Genomic DNA, 18,482 nt, shown 5'->3' on the forward strand with positions numbered 1-18,482 from the left:
TGCCGAACCCAAAAAAGCCCCTCATGATGAGGGGCTTTTTTATTGCGTGTCAGTCGGCTGGAGCAGGAATCAGCTGAACGCTGCGATACCGGTCTGGCCACGGCCCAGGATAAGCGCGTGGACATCGTGAGTGCCTTCATAGGTGTTCACGGCTTCCAGGTTCATCACATGGCGAATCACGTGGTACTCGTCGGAAATGCCGTTGCCGCCATGCATGTCGCGGGCAACGCGGGCAATATCCAGCGCCTTGCCACAGTTGTTGCGCTTGAGCAGCGAGATGGCATCCGGCGTCACGGTGCCGGCATCCATCATGCGGCCCAGTTGCAGTGCGGCCTGCAGGCCAATGGTGATTTCGGTCTGCATATCTACCAGCTTCTTCTGTATCAGCTGGTTGGCGGCCAGGGGTTTGCCGAACTGCACCCGCTCCAGGGTGTAGTTCCGGGCCGCGTGCCAGCAGAATTCAGCCGCGCCCAGTGAACCCCAGCTAATGCCGAAACGGGCCTTGTTAAGGCAACTGAACGGGCCTTTCAGGCCTTCCACCTCGAGGTGGTTCTCCTCCGGAACGAACACCTCGTCCATAAAGATGGAGCCGGTTTCCGAGGCCCGCAGGGAAAACTTGCCTTCAATCTTCGGGGTGTCGAGGCCCTTGGCGCCCTCACGCTCGATCACAAACCCGTTTACCTTGCCGTCCAGCTTGGCCCAGACCACGCAGACATCGGCAATCGGGGAGTTGGTGATCCAGGTTTTGGAACCGCTCAGCAGGTAGCCGCCGTCCACTTTCTTGGCCCGGGTTTCCATGCCGCCGGGGTCGGACCCGTGATTGGGCTCGGTCAGGCCGAAACAGCCGACGTACTCGCCGGAAGCCAGCTTGGGCAGGATGCGCTTTTTCATCGCTTCCTTGCCGTAGGAATAGATCGGATACATGACCAGAGAGGATTGAACGCTCAGGGCCGAGCGGTAGGCTGAATCCACCCGTTCCACTTCCCGCGCGATCAGGCCGTAGCAGACATGGTTCAGCCCCGGGCCACCGTACTCTTCAGGCAGGGTCGCGCCCAGCATGCCGAGTTCCCCCATCTGGTTGAAGATGGAGCGGTCGAACTTTTCGTGCCGGTTGGCCTCGGTGATACCGGGCATCAGTTGCTCATCACAGAAGCTGCGGATGCTGTCTCGGACCTGACGCTCCGTTTCGTCCAGTTGACCGTCGAAATCGAGCAAATCATTCCAGGGTGCGGAAGCCATTGTGTACTCTCCTGAAAGCGAATATCGAAAGTCCGACGCTAGGGGCGAGGGACCAATCTGTGCTATCTTTGTGTTACCCGTGTTTCATTAAGCGGAACATAGTTTTGTAATTTGATTCTGAAAGACTAATCCGGGTGTTATGGAAATGCAAGCAGTGTTCAAGGCTGACCAGGTGCCTCTGTGCTGAACGGCATGCTGCAGTGGTTGGTATCCCTGGCTGTTGTTACAGAGCTGGTGGCCATCTGTCTCGATAGCCGCGAGCTCAGTGCTGTGGCGGGCGTGGCGTTCGTTACTGCCTTTCTGGCAGGGGCCGGGCGCCTGCAGGGGTACGCCCGTATGTTACTGGTTATCGCCCTTCTGATTCTGGGAGGGCTTGCCTGGCGCGGGTCGCTGAACAGCGGGCAGGTGTTGAAGGCGGCATCTGACGCCGCGTTCTATTCCGCGTTTCTGGGCAGCCTGGGCCTGATGCAGTGCCTGGTGCGCCGGTTCGAAGTGTTGCGCCGGATTCACGATGTTCTGCTGGGCGGAAGGCCCATGCTGCTCTATCCCAAGTACGCCCTGGTCAGCTGTGGTGTTGCCACGGTTTTGAGTTTCGGCATGATGAACCTGCTGTGCGGAAGCCTTTCCGACACCCTCCGGGAGCGTGGTATCTTCGGTGAATCCCGCCTGCAGTGGTTGCGCAGTGTTCTGATCAGTGCCCTCAGGGGCTTTGCCCTGGTGCCGCTGGTAGCACCCACCAGTGTGGCCGTGGCCATTCTTACCCGGGAGTTGCCGCAGCTGAGCTGGTCGCAACTGTTACCCTTCGGTGTGGTCGCGGCGCTGGTTATGGTGTTGATTGGCTGGGTGCTGGAGCAGCGCCGGTTCCGCAAGGTCAGCAGCGAGCGTGTTGCTGTTGACGGTTGGCTCCCCGGTACCGGTCGCCTCCTGTTTCTCATCCTGCTGGTATTCACGGTGATGGCGGGCCTGGTGGCCATAACCGGTTTCAAGGTGTCGGTGGCGGCCATGTTGTCGGTGCCGACCGTGACGCTGCTCTACATGTTCTGGCAGGAACGGGGGCTGATGCCGGTTCTCAAGGAGGGTGCCGGCCAGGTTTGGGCCATGCAGAATGAAATGGCCATCTTCGCCGCGTCCGCCATCCTCGGTGTTGCCCTGTCTGCGGTCATTCCGGCGGATGCTTTGGCCGGTCTGGTCGCCACTGGTGGCGGCGTTTTCCTGGTCGCGATGGTTGGCATGCTGATGCTGCCCATGTTCTCCATGGTCGGAATCATCCCCATCACGGTCCTGAGTGTTCAGGCCGGTTTGTTGCCCCAGCTGGTGGCGGAAGGGATGGATTTGCTGCCGGTTGCCGTGGCTCTGGTGATTGGCTTCTCCCTGGCCATGATGCTGTCGCCTTTTGGTCCATCGGTCATGCTGCTGTCCCGGTTCGGGCAGATCTCCCGCTGGGTCGTGGCGTTTCGGTGGAATGGTTTGTTTGCATTGATAGCGCTGCCGGCTCTCCTGGTGCTGACAGCGCTGGTCGCCTGGCTGATACCTGGTCAGTAACCCCGGTCGGTATCCACAATCCCCGAAATGGCGCGCCCGGCGGCGTGATCCCGGATCTTGCCGGTGATCTGTTCAAGGGTGGCATCCCGAAGGGTTCGGGCTGAGATGTGTGGGGTAATGGTGATTTCTTTCCGCTGCCAGAATGGATGGCCTTCGGGCAGTGGCTCCTTCCGGAACACATCGAGCGAGGCACGAAGCAGTTTGCCCTCGTCCAGGGCCCGAAGCAGGTCCTCTTCCACCAGATGTTCACCCCGGCCAACGTTGATCAGCACGGCGCCAGGCTGGAGCTGGCTCAGCAGATCATAGTTGATGATGTTACGGGTCTCGTCGGTCAGGGGGAGGGTGTTGACCAGAACCCGGGTGGCTTTCAGGAAGTCGCCAAGCTGGTCCGGGCCGGCAAAAGTATTCACGCCTTCAAGGCTATGCTCCCCACGTGCCCAGCCACTCACCTGATAGTCCAGGTTGGCCAGAGTGCGGGCCACTCGCTTGCCGATATGGCCCAGCCCCATGACACCCACTGGCCACTCGCTGCGTTTGATCGGGCGATGAATCTTCCAGAGACTTTGGCGCTGCTGCTCCCGGTAGGTTTCCATCCCGCGACTGGCTTCCAGCAGCTGGTGCAGCACGTACTCCGCCATTTGCACCGACATGCCTGCGTCTTCCAGGCGCACGACCGTTAGGGCTTCAGGCAGGTTGGCAACCTTGAGCAGCCCATCAATCCCGGCACCCAGATTGAATACGGCTTTCAGGTGCGTTTCCCGCTCGAACAGGGCCTCGGGTGGCTGCCACACGATGGCATAATCCGCGCCAACGGCGGGCCCTTCAGGATCCCAGACGTAAACCTCGGCTTCCGGCAGCAGTTCCTTGATAGGCACTGTCCAGCGCTCGGGTTTCGGGTCGCCTGCCACAAAAAGAATCTTCATTTTGCCTCCAGGGGGTCGCCACAGGGTTTGATGGCTGCTAGTTTGTTTTGCAATGCAGAATTCAGAAACGGCAAAATCTGAAAAACACGGTATAAGATACCGCCATGCGGTTCCTGATTTGAAACATAAGTGCCAAGTGTTTCATATTTGGTACGAATTTTGAAAAGAGTTTCTGGTACTTGATTTCTGCAGCGATTAAAATGATGGATTCGCAACTATTCACCATATTAATACACCGGTTACCGGAGCGGGCGACGCGGTTGGAGGACGTCCCATTATGGCAGGAAAAAAGCAGATCTCACCCGAACTGAAAGTGGCATCCACTGACGGTGAGCCCGTGAAGCCGGAAAAAGACCGCAAGTTTGTCGAGGCCCTTTCTCGTGGTCTGGACGTGCTCCGCGCCTTCAGCCAGGGGCCTGTCATCCTGGGGAACCAGGACATCGCTCGCATCACCGGGCTGCCCAAGCCAACCGTGTCGAGGATGACCTACACCCTCACCAAACTGGGCTACCTCAGCTACAACACCCAGTTGGAGAAATACCAGCTCAGTTCCGGCGTTCTGGCACTGGGTTACGCCTATGTCTCCAACCTCAAGGTTCGCCAACTGGCCAAGCCCTACATGGACGAATTTGCCCGCCAGACCAATATGTCCGTGGGGCTGACCTGCCGGGACCGGCTGCACATGATCTACGTGGAAAACCGCCTGCCACCGGAGGCCTCACTGCTGCGGATGGACATCGGCCTGAAACTCCCCATGGCCACCACCTCGGCCGGCCGCGCCTACTACTGTGCCATCAGCGACAAGGCCCGCCTGGTCATCGACGACGCCATGGCTGCCAAATTCGGAGACGACTGGCCCGAGAAAAAGGCCGGCCTCGACCAGGCCATGAAGGATTACAAGGAGCACGGCTTTTGTCTTTCCATTGGCGAGTGGGACCGCAACATCAACTCCGCCGGCGTGCCCATCCACCTGCAGGACGGCACCATCATGGCCCTGACCTGTGCCGCACCTTCTTACCTGGTACCGGCTGAAAAGCTTCGTGGTTCTATAGCGCACCAGTTGGCGATGTTGGCTGGCGATATAGAATCCTTGGGCGTCTGAGAATAACTGCTAAGTAGAGAAGGAAGGCGGTGGGAAGGTTCTTCCGAAACCGTGCGGAGCCATGGATGGCGGAGCCGAGCGTACAGGGAAGTATTCACAGCGTGTTTCGGAAGAACCTTCCCGCTGCCTTCCGACGGACTCAACAGCAGAAAACCGCAGAGGAACCCCCTGCGGTTTTTTTGTGCCTGTAGTTTAATGGTAGGTTGAAACCACCAACGAACTTCTATTAAATCGTACGAATGTTTCGCTAGTTAAAACCATATTTCAGAAAGAATGCGAGGAGAAAACATGTCTGAGGTCGTTAGCTATAACCGGGAAGGCAACATCGGCGTTATTACCGTGAACTACCCGCCGGTCAATGCCCTCGGCCAGGCTGTTCGTTCCGGTCTGCTCGCAGCCCTGGAACAGGGCCAGAAAGATACCGAGGCCAAGGGACTGCTGCTAGTTTGCGAAGGGCGCACCTTTATCGCCGGCGCCGACATTCGCGAATTTGGCAAACCCATGCAGGAGCCCACCCTGCCGACGCTCGTCAACACCTTTGAAAACAGCGACAAGCCGCTGGTTGCAGCGATCCACGGCACGGCACTGGGCGGTGGTCTGGAAACCGCATTGAGTTGCCACTACCGGGTTGCCGTCAGCAGCGCCAAAGTGGGTCTGCCGGAAGTGAAGCTGGGCCTGCTGCCCGGTGCAGGCGGCACCCAGCGGCTGCCGCGCCTGACCGGTGCCCAAAAAGCGCTGGAAATGATCACCACCGGTGAATTTGTCGGCGCCAACGACGCGCTGGCTCTCGGCATTCTTGATGCTGTGGAAGATGGCGACGATATTCGCGCTGTCGGCATGGCCTATGCGCAGAAAGTGGTCGATGAGGGCAAGCCTGTGCGTCGTGTTCGCGATATCACCGACAAGATCGAGGCGGACAAAGGCAGCGATGTCTTTGACCAGTTCCGTGACGAACTGAAGAAAAAGGCCCGAGGCCTTTTCTCACCGTTCAAGTGCGTTGATGCCGTGGAAGCGGCCTTCAACCTGCCGTTTGACGAAGGCATGAAGCGCGAGCGGGAATTGTTCATGGAGTGCATGGAATCACCCCAACGCGCCGGTCTGATTCACTCGTTCTTCGGCGAGCGTGAGGTTTCCAAGGTCAAGGGACTGCCCAAGGATACGCCGGTTCGTGACGTGAAGAGCGTGGGCATTATTGGTGCCGGCACCATGGGTGGCGGTATCGCCATGAACTTCGTCAACGTGGGCATTCCGGTCACCATCGTCGAGGTAAAACAGGAGGCTCTCGACAAGGGCCTGGCGATTATCCGCCGTAACTACGAGAACTCCGCGAAGAAGGGCAAGCTGACCCAGGAACAGGTGGAGCAGCGCATGGCGCTGATCACCCCGAGCCTGACCTACGACGATTTCCGGGACGTTGATCTGGTGATCGAGGCGGTGTTCGAGAACATGGCTATCAAGAAGGAAATCTTTGCCAAGCTCGACGAGGTGTGCAAGCCGGGTGCGATTCTGGCGTCCAATACCTCAACCCTGGATATCGACGAGATTGCGTCCGCCACCAAACGCCCGGAAGACGTAGTGGGTATGCACTTCTTCAGCCCGGCCAACGTGATGAAGCTGCTGGAGAACGTGCGTGGCAGCAAGACCTCCGATGAGGTCAAAGCCACGGTGATGGCGGTTGCCAAGAAGATCAAGAAAGTGGGCGTCATGGTGGGCAACTGTTACGGCTTTGTCGGCAACCGGATGCTCCACAAGCGCGGCACCGAGGCCATGTCCCTGGTGGACGAGGGCGCCACTCCGCAGCAGGTCGACAAGGTGCTGACGGATCTGGGCTTCCCCATGGGGCAGTTCGCCATGTCCGATCTGGCCGGGATTGATGTTGGGTACCGCATTCGCGAAGAGCGTCGCAAGTCGGGCGAGAACATTCCTGCAAGTTGGATGGACAAACTCGCCGAACAGGGCCGTCTTGGTCAGAAGACCCAGGCAGGTGTATACAAGTATGAGGAAGGCAGCCGCAAGCCGATCCCGGATCCGGAGGTGGAGCAGCTGATCGAGGAGTTCCGCAAGGAGCAGGGAATCACGCCGCGGGAGATCACCGACCAGGAAATCCTGGAGCGCTGCATGTATGTGATGATCAACGAAGGCGCCAAGATCCTGGAGGAAGGCATTGCCGATCGTCCGCTGGATATCGACATCGTCTGGATCTACGGCTACGGCTTCCCGGCCTATCGCGGTGGTCCCATGTTCTGGGCCGATCAGGAAGGTCTGGACTCCATTCTTTCGGCGGTGAAGAAGTACCAGGATACCGTTGGTGGCGAGCAGTGGGAGCCGGCGGCTCTGCTCGAGAAGCTGGTTGCTGACGGCCGTAAATTTGCTGACTTGTAACATCTGGCATAGGGGCTGGTCTGGGGGCGGGGTGCCTTTTCCTCTGGGAAAAGCAACTCGCTTCGCTCAGACATCTTTTCCCGGCGGAAAAGGCACCCCGCCCCCAGACCGGCTTAGCTGAGTGCTTGGCCTGATCTCAACTACAATTTCTCAAATCGAGGGCATTATCATGTCTGAAGCCGTTATCGTTTCCACCGCCCGCACCGGCCTTGCCAAATCCTACCGGGGCTCTTTGAACAACACTCACAGCGTGGATATGGCAGGTCACGTTATCAAACACGCTGTTGAACGCGCGGGCATTGATCCGGCCATCGTGGAAGATGTGATCATGGGGGCAGCCTTCCAGGAAGGCGCCCAGGGCCGGAATATTGCCCGTCTGGCGGCCATTCGCGCCGGTCTACCGGTGACCACCGCCGGGTTCTCCATCAACCGGTTCTGCAGCTCGGGTTTGCAGTCCATTGCCCTGGCGGCGCAGCGGGTGGTGTCCGAAAAAGTACCGGCCATGGTAGCTGGTGGCGTTGAATCCATTTCCCTGGTGCAGAACGAGAAGATTAACAGTTTCCACGCTACCAACGAGTGGCTGATGAAGAACAAGCCGGAACTGTACCTTTCCATGATCGAAACGGCGGATATTGTGGCCAAACGCTACAACGTCAGCCGTGAAGCCCAGGATGAGTATTCGCTGATTTCCCAGCAGCGCACGGCGGCGGCCCAGCAGGCTGGCAAGTTTGACGATGAGATTGTGCCTTTCGATGCCACCATGCTGGTGAAGGACAAGGAAACCGGTGAGGTCAGTGAAAAGCAGGTGACCCTGACCAGGGACGAATGCAATCGCCCGAGCACCACGCTTGAGGGCTTGGCGGGTCTGGAGCCGGTGCGCGGCCCGGAGCAGTTCATCACGGCGGGCAATGCCAGCCAGCTGTCGGACGGCGCCTCGGTATGCACCGTAATGAACAGCACCTACGCCGAGAAGCACAACATCGAACCCATGGGGATTTTCCGGGGCTTTGCTGTTGCAGGCTGCGAGCCGGATGAGATGGGCATCGGCCCGGTGTATGCGATCCCGCGCCTGCTCGAGCGCAACGGTCTGACCATGGACGACATCGATCTGTGGGAGCTGAACGAAGCCTTCGCGTCCCAGGTGATTTACTGCCGTGACCGCCTGGGCATTCCCATGGAGAAGCTGAACGTAAACGGTGGTTCGATCTCTATCGGTCATCCCTTCGGTGTCACCGGCGCCCGCCAAACAGGCCACGCGCTGATTGAAGGCAAGCGCCGGGGCGCGAAATACGTGGTGATTACCATGTGCATCGGCGGCGGTCAGGGTGCTGCCGGCTTGTTCGAAGTGGTTTGAAGCCGACCTGTATGAAATCGGGGCCAGAAAAAGCGATTTTCTGACCCCTTGTTCACCTAAAGGGGAGAAACATGGACAGACAAGCAAAAGCCGTCGTCTGCCGGGAATGGGGCCAGCCTGTTCAGGTGGAGACGATTACGGTGGAAGGCCCCAAGCGGGATGAAATCACCATCAAGATCGCGGCCTGCGGCGTCTGCCACAGCGATCTGTCTGCCACGACGGGCAAGATTCCCTACCCGCCTCCCCTGGTATTAGGGCACGAAGCCGCCGGTGTGGTTGTCGAAGTCGGTGAGGGCGTCACGGCCTTCAAGGAAGGCGACCATGTGGTGAGCACTTTCATCTCCATGTGCGGCAAATGCAGCCAGTGTGCCCGTGGCCGCCCGGTTCTCTGCGAAAACGCCCGCAAGGCCATGTTCAACCTGCCGGATGGGACGGTGCGAACCAAAGGCGCGGACGGCGAGCCCCTGAACGTCTTTGGCGCCTGCGGCGTGATGGCGGAGTTCGCCACCATGCACGTGGACAACTGCGTCAAAGTGGATGAAACCGTGCCGATGCAGAACGCCGCCCTGGTAGGCTGTGCCGTGATGACCGGTGTCGGTGCTGTTTTCAACACCGCAAAACTGGAACCTGGTTCCCGGGCGGCTGTGTTTGGCATCGGCGGCGTTGGCCTTAACGCCATTCAGGGCTGCGTGACCGCTGGCGCCGAGATGATCGTGGCGGTAGACAGCAACCCCGCCAAGCTGGCGATGGCCAAAGAGTTCGGCGCCACCCACACCGTGAATATCAACGAGGTGGAAGACGCCGCCAAGGCCGTGAAAAAAATGACTGGTGGCGTCGACTACGCCTTCGAATGCGTCGGTGCCGGGCCAGTGGTGGAACAGGCGTACAAGAGTCTCGGCCGTGGTGGTACCGCCGTGGTGGTGGGCGTAGCAGATCCGAAGGACAAGACCTCGCTGACCACGCTCACTCTGCCCGCCGATGAGCGCACCCTGAAAGGCAGCTGGCTGGGTTCGGCCCGTCCACAGCACGATTTCCCCAGAATCCTGGGTCTTTACAAGGCTGGTAAACTCAAGCTGGACGAACTGGTTACCCGAACCTACCCCATAGAGGACGCCGTGCAGGCGTTCGATGATATGGTGGCAGGAAAGAACGCCCGAGGCGTTATCGTATTTGAATGAAGGGGGAAGCATGAACGAGCTGAACAGGAACTACATCAACGGCCAATGGGTGAGCTGGGCCGGTGACATGATCGACGTTCACGAAGCGGGCACAGGCGACGTGATTGCTCGCGTTCCCGCCGCTGGCGCGGATGAAATGGAACAGGCCATTGCCGCCGCGGATGCCGCTTTCGAAAGCTGGTCGGAAAGCTCCCTGGACGAGCGGATCAAGGTGCTGGAGCAGCTGCACGCGGGCCTGAAAGAGCGCGCGCCGGAAATTGCCGAGACCGTCTGCCGGGAAGTGGGCATGCCCATCAAACTGGCCACGCCGATCCAGGCCGGCATGCCGGCTGCAGTGACCAAGAGCTACCTGAAACTGCTGCCCGACTACCCGTTTACCGAACAGTCCGGCAACTCCGAGGTGCAGTACACCCCGGTGGGTGTGGTTGGCTGCATTACCCCCTGGAACTACCCGCTGCACCAGGTGATCCTGAAAATCGTCCCGGCGATTGCCGCCGGTTGCACCGTAGTGCTCAAGCCTTCCGAGATCGCTCCCCAGACGGCGTTTATCCTCGCCGAGATCCTCGATGGCACCGACTTGCCCAAGGGCGTCTTCAACATGGTGTGCGGCTATGGCCACACCGCGGGCGATACCCTGATCAAACACCCGGATGTGCGCATGGTGTCCTTCACTGGTTCCACACGCACCGGCAACCTGATTGCCCATGCCGCTGCCGATGACTTCAAGCGTTATGCCCTGGAAATGGGTGGTAAATCGGCCTCTGTGATCCTCCCGGACGCGGACCTCGCGGCAGCCGTCAAAGGCACCATCAACAACTGCCTGCTGAATTCCGGTCAGACCTGCACCGCACTCACCCGCATGCTGGTTCCGGCCGACAAGCACGACGAGGCCTGCGAACTGGCCGCCGCGGCTGTGGCCAAAATGACGCCGGGTAATCCGCTGGAAGAAACCACCCGCTTGGGCCCGCTGTCCTCTGCCCAGCAGCGTGACAAGGTGATCGATTACATCAAGCTGGGTATCGAGGAGGGCGCCAAGCTGGTCGCCGGTGGCCCGGAAGCGCCCGAGGGATGCGAGAAAGGTTACTTCGTCAAGGCGACCGTCTTTGGTAACGTCAAGCCGGACAGCCGCATCGCCCAGGAGGAAATCTTCGGGCCGGTGCTGTGCGTTATTCCCTACAACGATGAAGCCGAAGCGGTGAAAATTGCCAACGGCACCCAGTACGGGCTGTCCGGTGCAGTCTGGTCCGGAGACGACGCCAAGGCCAAGAAAATCGCCAGCAAGCTGCGCACTGGTCAGGTATTCGTCAATGGTGGCGCGTTCAACCCGGTGGCACCGTTCGGCGGCTTCGGTCACTCCGGTATCGGCCGCGAATTCGGCAAGTGGGGTCTGGAGGAGTTTCTGGAAGTTCGCTCGCTTCAGCTTTAAACGCTAAGTGCCTGGCCTGCTGAGATGCGGGCTGGGCCCGAGGTGGGGTACCTTTTCTTCTGGGAAAAACAACTCGCTGCGCTCAGACTTTTTTCCCGCCAGAAAAGGTACCCCACCCCGGACCTGAGCGAGTTCTGAGTGATCCGCTCTATGCTTTTCCTCCCAGTAGAATCCGCACAGCCGTGCAGGCATCCTCCAGTTCTGCCTCCCTGGGTTCCCGCCCGGCGATTATGTCGCTGTACAGGCAGGACTCCGCCAATCGGATCATGAAGTAGGACAAACTGAAAATGTTCATCGGCGGCTTAATATGTCCGGCCGCAACTTGGTCTTTCAACATGCGCGTGTTGGTCTCCACTGTGCGCGTGTGCAGGATCGACTGAGATGAGGTGAGGATCTTGAGGGCGTATTCCGGGTCCTGGTTGATGAAGCGACGCAGGGGTTCAAAGTTGAGGATGGTGGAATTAGTGCGCCGGTACACTCCGACGATGTAATCCACGCCTACGCCGGGGGTTTCTGCCATGGCCTGGCGCCAGAGGGGTTCATAGAGGGACCAGAGAATCTCGCCGATTAGCAGATCCTTGTTGCCTACCCAGCGAAACAGGGTGGCCCGGCCAATTCCGAGCTCATCAGCCAGCGGCGCCAGGTGAATGCGTTCACCCTTGAGCCACATGCGACGTGCCCGCTTGAACGCCTCGGCCGGTGTTGCCCTGGTTACGGTTTTGTCTGCCACTGAAACCTCATGCCCGAATTTGGATTCATTTTAACGGCTAAACCCGGAGCCGGCTATGTGGGCGGTTTCCAAAGGTCGTGATGGTTTTGTGAACTTTTCCGCCTACACTCTGCTCTGAACGCAACGAACGATACAGGGAAGGCAGTGAGCCCCTTACGATGACACGAACGGTACTGATTATCGAAGACAATCCCGGCATCGGTGAGCTGGTGCGTATGCAGGTGTCGGATCTGGGTATGAAGGCGGTTCTGATGGACCGGGGTGATACCGGTCTGGAGCGGTTCCGTGAGGGTGGCATCGATCTGGTGATCCTGGATTTGATGCTGCCCGGCCTGGATGGTCTCGCCGTGTGCCGGGAGATTCGTGCCTGCCCGGGCTATGTGCCTGTTCTGATGCTGACGGCAAAAAGCACGGAACTGGATCGGGTTCTGGGCCTGGAAATGGGCGCGGACGATTACCTGACGAAACCTTTCAGCGTGGCGGAGCTGGCAGCCCGCATCAAAGCGCTTTTCCGACGGGTGGACGCACTCTCTCAGGGCTCGTCCGCAAGCAAGGAAGTTGAAGAGATTCAGGTGGATGGGCTAAAAATCGACCCGGTTCGCCGGCGGGTCTTTGTCGATGAGAAGGAGGTGGACCTGACCGCCCGCGAGTTCGACCTGCTCTGGCACTTTGCCTCCCATCGGGGCCGGGTTTTCAGCCGGGCCCAGTTGCTTGATGCCGTCTGGGGCTACAACCATGAGGGCTACGAGCACACCGTGAACACCCATATCAACCGCCTTCGCAACAAGATTGAAGCCGACCCCGCCGAGCCCCGATATGTCCAGACGGTCTGGGGCGTTGGCTATCGGTTCATGGATTGATCATGGCCCTGTCTGTCTTCAGAACCCTCTATGCCCGGCTGGCGATTGGTCTGTTCCTGTTGTTGCTGGTGGTAGGAGGCCTCTTCACCTTTCTGAGCCTGTCTTCGGTGCGGGAATACTCGGCCGCGGTGAACCAGCAACTGAACCGGGATCTTGCCCGTAATCTGGTGTCGGACCGCAACCTGGTCACCGACGGCGAGCTCAATCGGGACGCCCTGAAGCAGCTGTTCGAGCTGTACATGACGATCAATCCGAGCATCGAGATCTATCTGCTGGATACCGACGGCAACATCCTCTCCTACTCTGCGGATCCGGCCAAGATCAAGCGCAACCGCGTGTCCCTGCAACCAATCCGGACCCTGATCGAAAACCCTAACGCCTATCCACTTCCCGGTGATGACCCGCGCAGCCACGACCGGCGAAAGGTCTTTTCGGTAACGCCCGTTCCATCGGCTGAAAACCTGTCAGGCTACCTCTATGTGGTTCTGCGGGGCGAGGAATACGATCTGGCCGAGAGCATGGTGCACAGTAACCGCCTCCTGCAGATGGGCGCAGGCGCGCTGGCGGTGAGCCTGTTCGTCGGTTTGCTGGCCGGCCTGGTGTTTTTCCGGCTGCTGACGCGTCGGCTGTCTCGGTTGACCGAAAGGGTAGAATCCTTCGAGCGGGAAATGTCTCCAGAGAGCACGTCTGCGGTTGCTGGCAAGGGCGATGACATTGATTACCTGGCCGCCCGGTTTGATCAGATGGCGCAGCGGATTGTTGCCCAGCTGGATCTACTGAAGCACAAGGATGCCCAGCGCCGCCAACTGGTTGCCCAGGTCTCCCATGATTTGCGAACGCCCCTGGCGTCCATTCAGGGTTATATCGAAGCCTTGAGGCTGAAACAGGGCACGCTTGGCGCCGATGAGCGTGCCCGGTTCCTGGATGTGGCCCTGGCCGAGAGTCACAGGCTCGGTCGCCTGGTGGAGGAACTGTTCGAGCTTGCGGCGTTGGATGCCCGGGAAAAGCAGCCGAAGACGGAACCGTTTGTGGTTGCCGAACTCCTGCATGATGTGGTGCAGAAACATCAGCCTGAGGCGGAGCGCGCGGGTGTTGAACTCTCGATTGTCTCCGTGGCGCCGGTCCAGGTGCTGGCGGACATTGCCATGACCGAGCGAGTGTTGGATAACCTGATCAGCAACGCCATCAGCCATTCGCCAAAGAACTCGGCGATTACGCTGGGCGTTGTCGAAGGGGAGGGCGGTGCCGCGATCACTGTCGCGGACGCCGGACCCGGCATCAATGATGAGGACCTGGAACACATCTTCGAACCTTTCTATCAGGCTACTGGTGCTTCCCGAACAGGACATGCCGGTCTTGGCCTGGCCATCGCCCAGAGAATGGTGTCACTGCAGCAGGGAAAACTCTCTGTTCGCAACGCCGGTGGGGCCGTGTTCACGGTCTGGCTCCCCCTGGCCGCCGAAAAATCCACAACGTTATGAATTCGTAACACCTGATGAACGTTTTCGTGAATCCGCGACCTTACGCTTTAGGAATGGAATCACGTAAAGGAGAAGTCTGATGAAACGCAAAATTGTGGGTATATTTTCGGCACTGGCGCTGGTCTCTGTCGCCGGGTTGCTCACCACCAACGCGGTTGCCGAAAAGTCGGAGTCGCAGATGAGCAAGTATGCACCGGATCAGCCAGGCCTGGCGGTGGCAACTTTCGCTGGTGGCTGTTTCTGGTGTGTCGAAGCCGGGTACGAAAAACGGGTGCCGGGCGTGGTGGAAGCTGTCTCCGGCTATGCCGGCGGGGAAGAGGCAAATCCTTCCTACAAGCAGGTAGCCTCGGGTCAGACTGGCCACACCGAAGCGGTACAGGTCTATTACGACCCGAACGAAATGACCTACGAGGGGCTGTTGCAAGCGCTCTGGCGGATGATGGACCCGACCGATAATCAGGGCCAGTTCGTGGACCGAGGCCAGCAGTACCGGCCCGCTATTTTCTACCATAACGCCGCGCAGAAGCGCCTGGCCGAGGAAGCCGTTGCAGAGTTGGAGGCTTCCGGCGTCTACGAGAAGCCCGTGGTGATTGAAATCGTGCCATTTGAGAAGTTCTATGAGGCCGAGGAATACCACCAGGATTACTACGACAAGAACCCGGTGCGCTACAACTTCTACACCTTCAACTCTGGCCGCTACCAGTTTATCGAGAAGGTGTATGGCGAAGACTACGAGCTTGATTACACCCGTTTCCAGGAGAACGCCACGGTGGATGCCAGTGACAACCTGGTGGGCAGTGACAGCGGCAATAAACAATCCGGCCAGATGGGCAGTGGCTTTGACCAGGAAAGCTTTGAAAAGCCGAGCCAGGAGGCGCTGAAACAGCGCCTGACCGATATGCAGTACGAGGTTACCCAGGAAGACGGCACCGAGCCTGCGTTCAATAACAAGTACTGGGACAACAAGAAGCCAGGGCTTTACGTGGATATTGTCTCGGGCGAACCCCTGTTCTCATCCCGCGACAAGTACAAATCCGGCACCGGCTGGCCCAGCTTTACCCGGCCAATCACCCCTGATGCTGTAGTGGAACGTGAAGACAATTCGTTCTTCATGACCCGCACGGAAATCCGCAGCGTTCACGCGGACTCCCATCTTGGACACGTGTTCAATGATGGCCCCGCGCCAACTGGACTGCGCTACTGCATGAACTCCGCGGCGATGGACTTTATCCCGCTGGAGCAGATGGCAGAGGCCGGCTATGGCAAGTGGATTGACGACGTCAAACCGGCATCATAGCCAGAGATCTCCGATGCGGGTCTCCCGGCTGAAATGGTGCAATACCTGTGCTTGCAGCAATTCGGCGGTGGCAACCGCATCAATCAGGGCGTTATGGGCGGCATAATGGGGCAGCCCATAACGCAGCCGGCTGTCAGCCAGTCGAATGGACACGGGTTTTTTCCCCAGCAATCGTTGCCAGCGTGACGGATTACGGTCCGGGTGCAGATGCGCCTCGATAGCCATGGTATCGATCAACGGAAACCGGATGCCTTCCCCCAGTCGCCATTGCAGTGCGACGTCAAAGAACGATCTCTCGATGTTGCGGTAGTGGACCACGGGAATACGACCGTTCAGGCAGGCAAACAGGTCCTTCAGGATATCTTTCATATCGGGTGCCTGGTCGATATCACTGTGGGTAATGCCGTGAATCGTGATTGAGGTCTGGTGCAACGGAAGCTTGGGCCGCACGATCCAGTGGCGGGCCTTTCCCAACTGGATGCCATCGAGGGTGAACGGCACCAGGCCGATACTGACAATCGAATGTTGACTGGCGTCCAGGCCGGTCGTCTCGAAATCGAGCGCGACAAAAGGCACGTCGGACATGGGCGTCTCCGGCGACACACATCCGCTTTCGTAAAAGGCTTTCAGAATCGGTGACTTGCTTTGCTCAGCCAGGGCTTCGAACTGCTCGGGCCATGGCAGGCGTGTAACAGAATTCCCGGCCTGCTCCTCACTAGACATTACGAGCCACCGTGGCGTGATACCGGAATTTCAGGAACTTCTGGGCACCGCTGACCACCTGGAAGGCGTCTTTCAGGTGGCTGCGCTCAAACGGTGAAAGGTCCTCGGGCCGAACGTTGTTGTCCGGCTGTCGGTCCGCCTCGATGGCCAGGGCCTGGTGCCGAATACGCACAATGGAGATGAACTCCAGAGCGTCCCGAAGGTTGCCCAGATCGTCCTCCAGCAGCAGCTTGGTGTTGCCGATGGCTTTCAGACGCTCGAACGAGTTCTGTGCGCGGGAGCCGCAGGCCAGGGCGTGAACCCGGATCAGGTCTGACAGGGGCGCCGTACCCCGACGTTTCAGGTTGAAGGTCTTCTGGTGCTTGCCATCTTCTTCCAGCACGAAAGTCCGGAAAAAGCCGATCGGGGGCGTGCGGTTCAGGGCATTGCGGGCCAGCATTGCCAGGAACCGCTGGCTGTTGCTGGCCTTTTCGGCCACCAGAGTTTTCAGTTGTTCGGCAAAGTCGGTTTCCCCGTAGATACCGTCCAGATCAAAGAAGATGTTGCTGTTTAACAAGGCTTCGGCCTTGGGGTTATCAATCCAGTCGGTGAAGTAGTCCTTCCAGACCCGCAGTGGCTGCCGCCATTTCTGGTTGGTGGCCATGATGTCGCCGGTGCAGTAGGTGTAGCCGCACTCCGCAAGGCCATCGCTGACAAATTTCGCCAGTGCCAGGAAGTACTCATCGTGCTCTTCCGGCACGAAGCTGTCGTCCAGAATCATGGCGTTATCCTGGTCGGTAACAACCAGCTGTTCGTCCCGCGCCATGGACCCCAGCGCCATAAAACAATAGGGCACGGGTGGCGGCCCGAGTTTCTCCTCGCCCAGGGCCAGCAGGCGCTGGGTAAAGCTGCGCCCGATCCCGGCCATGGCACTGCCAATCATGTGGGAGTTGGCGTCTTCGTTCACCATGCGTACAAAGCTGTCCCGCACATCCAGACTGATTTTCTTCAGGCCCTTCACATCCTGCTGGTGGTAGATGTTGCTGACCAGGTAAAGGCTGCTCTGGCTCTCGTACTTCACGATGTCAGACAGCGCAATGACGCCGCGAACCTCATCACCATCCATCACCGGCAGGTGGTGCACATTGTTGTGCAGCATGGTGAGCATGGCCTCGAAGATGAATATGTTCGAACGGATGGTGATCAGATCCTCCGACATGATCTCGCTGATAGGCGTTTCGGAGGCTAATGCCTCGCTGAGGGCCCGGGTGCGCAGGTCGCGGTCGGTGATGATGCCCTTGAGCAAGGGCTTGTCGCCCTCCTCGTCCATCAGCAGCAGTGCCGAGACGCCGTGCTCGGTCATAATCCGCGCTGCTTCCTGCAGTCGGACGGTGTGGGGGGCGGACACCGGCTCCCGGGAAATCAGCCGGGTGACCTTGGAGGTCATGAGCTGGTTGGATTTTTCCCGCCGGGATACAGCGGAGCGCAGGCGGCTTCGGTCCTCAATCTCAACGAAATCGGCAAAGTTGTCGTCGTTTTCCCAGAGGTACTGGAACGTATCGTAAGGAATCTTGTACAGCAGAACGTCTTCGAGGGCTTTGGCGGGAAAGCGAACTTTCCGGTTCATCAGCAGGCCAAACTGGCCGAAGACTTCACCCTCGCTGATCCGGTTGTAGAGTTCTCCGGTGCGCCGATAGATCTCTACTGCACCACTGCGTACGTAGAACAGCCAGCTGCTGGGATCACCCAGTTCCAGAATCTGGCTCCCGGCCTTGAAGTAAACAACCTCTATGTCGCCAACCACCCGGTCGAGCAGTTCCTCGGTCATCTCGTCGAACGGCGGGTATTGAGCCATGTGATTGCGGATGTCGACCAGCTCGGCCTGCATAAAACTCCCTGTTCTGGCGAAGAAAAAGTGATTGTCAGTCAAGGAATATAGCAGTGGCAGAAGCCTGCGACCATGTCGACCTTTGATGGATTTCATTGACCGGTTACCCCGGTGTTGCTAGCCTTGCCACACTTTTTTCAGGTGTCCGTCGCAAAGCGCGACGGATGAAACGGGAAATCGGTGAGCCTGGCACAGCCAGTGCAAGTCCGATGCTGCCCCCGCAACGGTAAGCAGGACAACGGCAATCTATGCGCCACTGTGTCGCCACGACATGGGAAGGTGATTGCCCGGGAACCCCAGGTTCCGCCTGCCAGCCCGGAGACCGGCCTGGAAAAACACCCGATGTTGCGGTGGGCAACCTGGGTGGGTGATATGCCG

Annotated in this window: 14 protein-coding genes and 1 riboswitch; of the genes, 9 read left to right on the forward strand and 5 right to left on the reverse strand. The window is 58.9% G+C overall.

Going from position 1 to position 18,482, the window contains the following annotated elements; genetic code table 11:
* Positions 1-69: 69 nt before the first annotated feature.
* A complete protein-coding gene (locus GJU83_RS10315; protein WP_069182602.1) occupies positions 70-1,239 on the reverse strand; it encodes an acyl-CoA dehydrogenase in 1,170 nt (389 codons plus the stop codon).
* 183 nt (positions 1,240-1,422) lie between these two features.
* Between GJU83_RS10315 and GJU83_RS10320 the strand changes: the two genes are divergently transcribed.
* Positions 1,423-2,781 (forward strand): hypothetical protein, encoded by a 1,359-nt coding sequence (locus tag GJU83_RS10320; protein WP_153634440.1) that lies wholly within the window; start codon positions 1,423-1,425, stop codon positions 2,779-2,781.
* On the opposite strand, the gene GJU83_RS10325 is transcribed toward GJU83_RS10320, so the two are convergent.
* On the reverse strand, positions 2,775-3,704 hold the full coding sequence (locus GJU83_RS10325) for a 2-hydroxyacid dehydrogenase (protein WP_153634258.1): 930 nt from the start codon (positions 3,702-3,704) through the stop codon (positions 2,775-2,777). The genes GJU83_RS10320 and GJU83_RS10325 overlap by 7 nt on opposite strands.
* Positions 3,705-3,981: 277 nt before the next feature.
* Between GJU83_RS10325 and GJU83_RS10330 the strand changes: the two genes are divergently transcribed.
* The 5 genes from GJU83_RS10330 to GJU83_RS10350 all read left to right on the forward strand — a co-directional run bounded on the left by GJU83_RS10330 (position 3,982) and on the right by GJU83_RS10350 (position 11,146).
* Positions 3,982-4,806: an IclR family transcriptional regulator gene (locus GJU83_RS10330; protein WP_014579059.1), complete on the forward strand. Its 825-nt coding sequence runs from the start codon at positions 3,982-3,984 to the stop codon at positions 4,804-4,806.
* A gap of 288 nt (positions 4,807-5,094) precedes the next feature.
* On the forward strand, positions 5,095-7,188 hold the full coding sequence (locus tag GJU83_RS10335) for a 3-hydroxyacyl-CoA dehydrogenase NAD-binding domain-containing protein (RefSeq protein WP_153634259.1): 2,094 nt from the start codon (positions 5,095-5,097) through the stop codon (positions 7,186-7,188).
* Positions 7,189-7,357: 169 nt separating this feature from the next.
* The gene (locus GJU83_RS10340; protein ID WP_153634260.1) at positions 7,358-8,542 is read left to right on the forward strand and encodes an acetyl-CoA C-acyltransferase; all 1,185 of its coding nucleotides are present in this window, start codon (positions 7,358-7,360) and stop codon (positions 8,540-8,542) included.
* Positions 8,543-8,613: 71 nt separating this feature from the next.
* Positions 8,614-9,720, forward strand: a complete 1,107-nt coding sequence (locus tag GJU83_RS10345; RefSeq protein ID WP_153634261.1) for a zinc-binding dehydrogenase — start codon at positions 8,614-8,616, stop codon at positions 9,718-9,720.
* 10 nt (positions 9,721-9,730) lie between these two features.
* Positions 9,731-11,146 (forward strand): aldehyde dehydrogenase family protein, encoded by a 1,416-nt coding sequence (locus tag GJU83_RS10350; RefSeq protein ID WP_153634262.1) that lies wholly within the window; start codon positions 9,731-9,733, stop codon positions 11,144-11,146.
* A gap of 148 nt (positions 11,147-11,294) precedes the next feature.
* Here the strand turns inward: GJU83_RS10350 and GJU83_RS10355 are convergent, their stop codons facing one another.
* A complete protein-coding gene (locus GJU83_RS10355) occupies positions 11,295-11,876 on the reverse strand; it encodes a QsdR family transcriptional regulator (protein WP_069182607.1) in 582 nt (193 codons plus the stop codon).
* A 158-nt stretch (positions 11,877-12,034) separates the two neighbouring features.
* Here GJU83_RS10355 and GJU83_RS10360 point away from each other — a divergent pair, with 158 nt between their 5' ends.
* The 3 genes from GJU83_RS10360 (at position 12,035) to msrB (ending at position 15,514) form a co-directional block, all read left to right on the forward strand.
* Positions 12,035-12,736, forward strand: coding sequence for a response regulator transcription factor (locus GJU83_RS10360; protein ID WP_136630651.1), 702 nt, complete (start codon positions 12,035-12,037; stop codon positions 12,734-12,736).
* A 2-nt stretch (positions 12,737-12,738) separates the two neighbouring features.
* Positions 12,739-14,217: a sensor histidine kinase gene (locus tag GJU83_RS10365; protein ID WP_153634263.1), complete on the forward strand. Its 1,479-nt coding sequence runs from the start codon at positions 12,739-12,741 to the stop codon at positions 14,215-14,217.
* A gap of 79 nt (positions 14,218-14,296) precedes the next feature.
* A complete protein-coding gene (gene msrB, locus GJU83_RS10370) occupies positions 14,297-15,514 on the forward strand; it encodes a peptide-methionine (R)-S-oxide reductase MsrB (RefSeq protein WP_153634264.1) in 1,218 nt (405 codons plus the stop codon).
* Here msrB and GJU83_RS10375 read toward each other — a convergent pair.
* Entirely contained in the window at positions 15,509-16,237 is a 729-nt protein-coding gene (locus GJU83_RS10375) for a 3'-5' exonuclease (protein WP_153634265.1), read from the reverse strand. The two genes, msrB and GJU83_RS10375, sit on opposite strands and share 6 nt — an antisense overlap.
* Positions 16,230-18,104 (reverse strand): putative nucleotidyltransferase substrate binding domain-containing protein, encoded by a 1,875-nt coding sequence (locus tag GJU83_RS10380; protein WP_153634266.1) that lies wholly within the window; start codon positions 18,102-18,104, stop codon positions 16,230-16,232. Before GJU83_RS10380 ends, GJU83_RS10375 begins: the two co-directional genes overlap by 8 nt.
* Before the next feature lie 122 nt (positions 18,105-18,226).
* Positions 18,227-18,449: riboswitch (cobalamin riboswitch) on the forward strand.
* Positions 18,450-18,482: the final 33 nt, after the last annotated feature.

Origin of the sequence: Marinobacter salsuginis (genome assembly GCF_009617755.1) — a bacterium.
Lineage (GTDB): Bacteria > Pseudomonadota > Gammaproteobacteria > Pseudomonadales > Oleiphilaceae > Marinobacter > Marinobacter salsuginis.

Coding starts and splice junctions, on each gene's coding strand:
- GJU83_RS10360 (WP_136630651.1), top strand. CDS start 12,035: ATGACACGAACGGTACTGATTATCGAAGACAATCCCGGCATCGGTGAG.
- GJU83_RS10325 (WP_153634258.1), bottom strand. CDS start 3,704: ATGAAGATTCTTTTTGTGGCAGGCGACCCGAAACCCGAGCGCTGGACA.
- GJU83_RS10330 (WP_014579059.1), top strand. CDS start 3,982: ATGGCAGGAAAAAAGCAGATCTCACCCGAACTGAAAGTGGCATCCACT.
- GJU83_RS10380 (WP_153634266.1), bottom strand. CDS start 18,104: ATGCAGGCCGAGCTGGTCGACATCCGCAATCACATGGCTCAATACCCG.
- GJU83_RS10375 (WP_153634265.1), bottom strand. CDS start 16,237: ATGTCTAGTGAGGAGCAGGCCGGGAATTCTGTTACACGCCTGCCATGG.
- GJU83_RS10340 (WP_153634260.1), top strand. CDS start 7,358: ATGTCTGAAGCCGTTATCGTTTCCACCGCCCGCACCGGCCTTGCCAAA.
- GJU83_RS10345 (WP_153634261.1), top strand. CDS start 8,614: ATGGACAGACAAGCAAAAGCCGTCGTCTGCCGGGAATGGGGCCAGCCT.
- GJU83_RS10350 (WP_153634262.1), top strand. CDS start 9,731: ATGAACGAGCTGAACAGGAACTACATCAACGGCCAATGGGTGAGCTGG.
- msrB (WP_153634264.1), top strand. CDS start 14,297: ATGAAACGCAAAATTGTGGGTATATTTTCGGCACTGGCGCTGGTCTCT.
- GJU83_RS10315 (WP_069182602.1), bottom strand. CDS start 1,239: ATGGCTTCCGCACCCTGGAATGATTTGCTCGATTTCGACGGTCAACTG.
- GJU83_RS10335 (WP_153634259.1), top strand. CDS start 5,095: ATGTCTGAGGTCGTTAGCTATAACCGGGAAGGCAACATCGGCGTTATT.
- GJU83_RS10365 (WP_153634263.1), top strand. CDS start 12,739: ATGGCCCTGTCTGTCTTCAGAACCCTCTATGCCCGGCTGGCGATTGGT.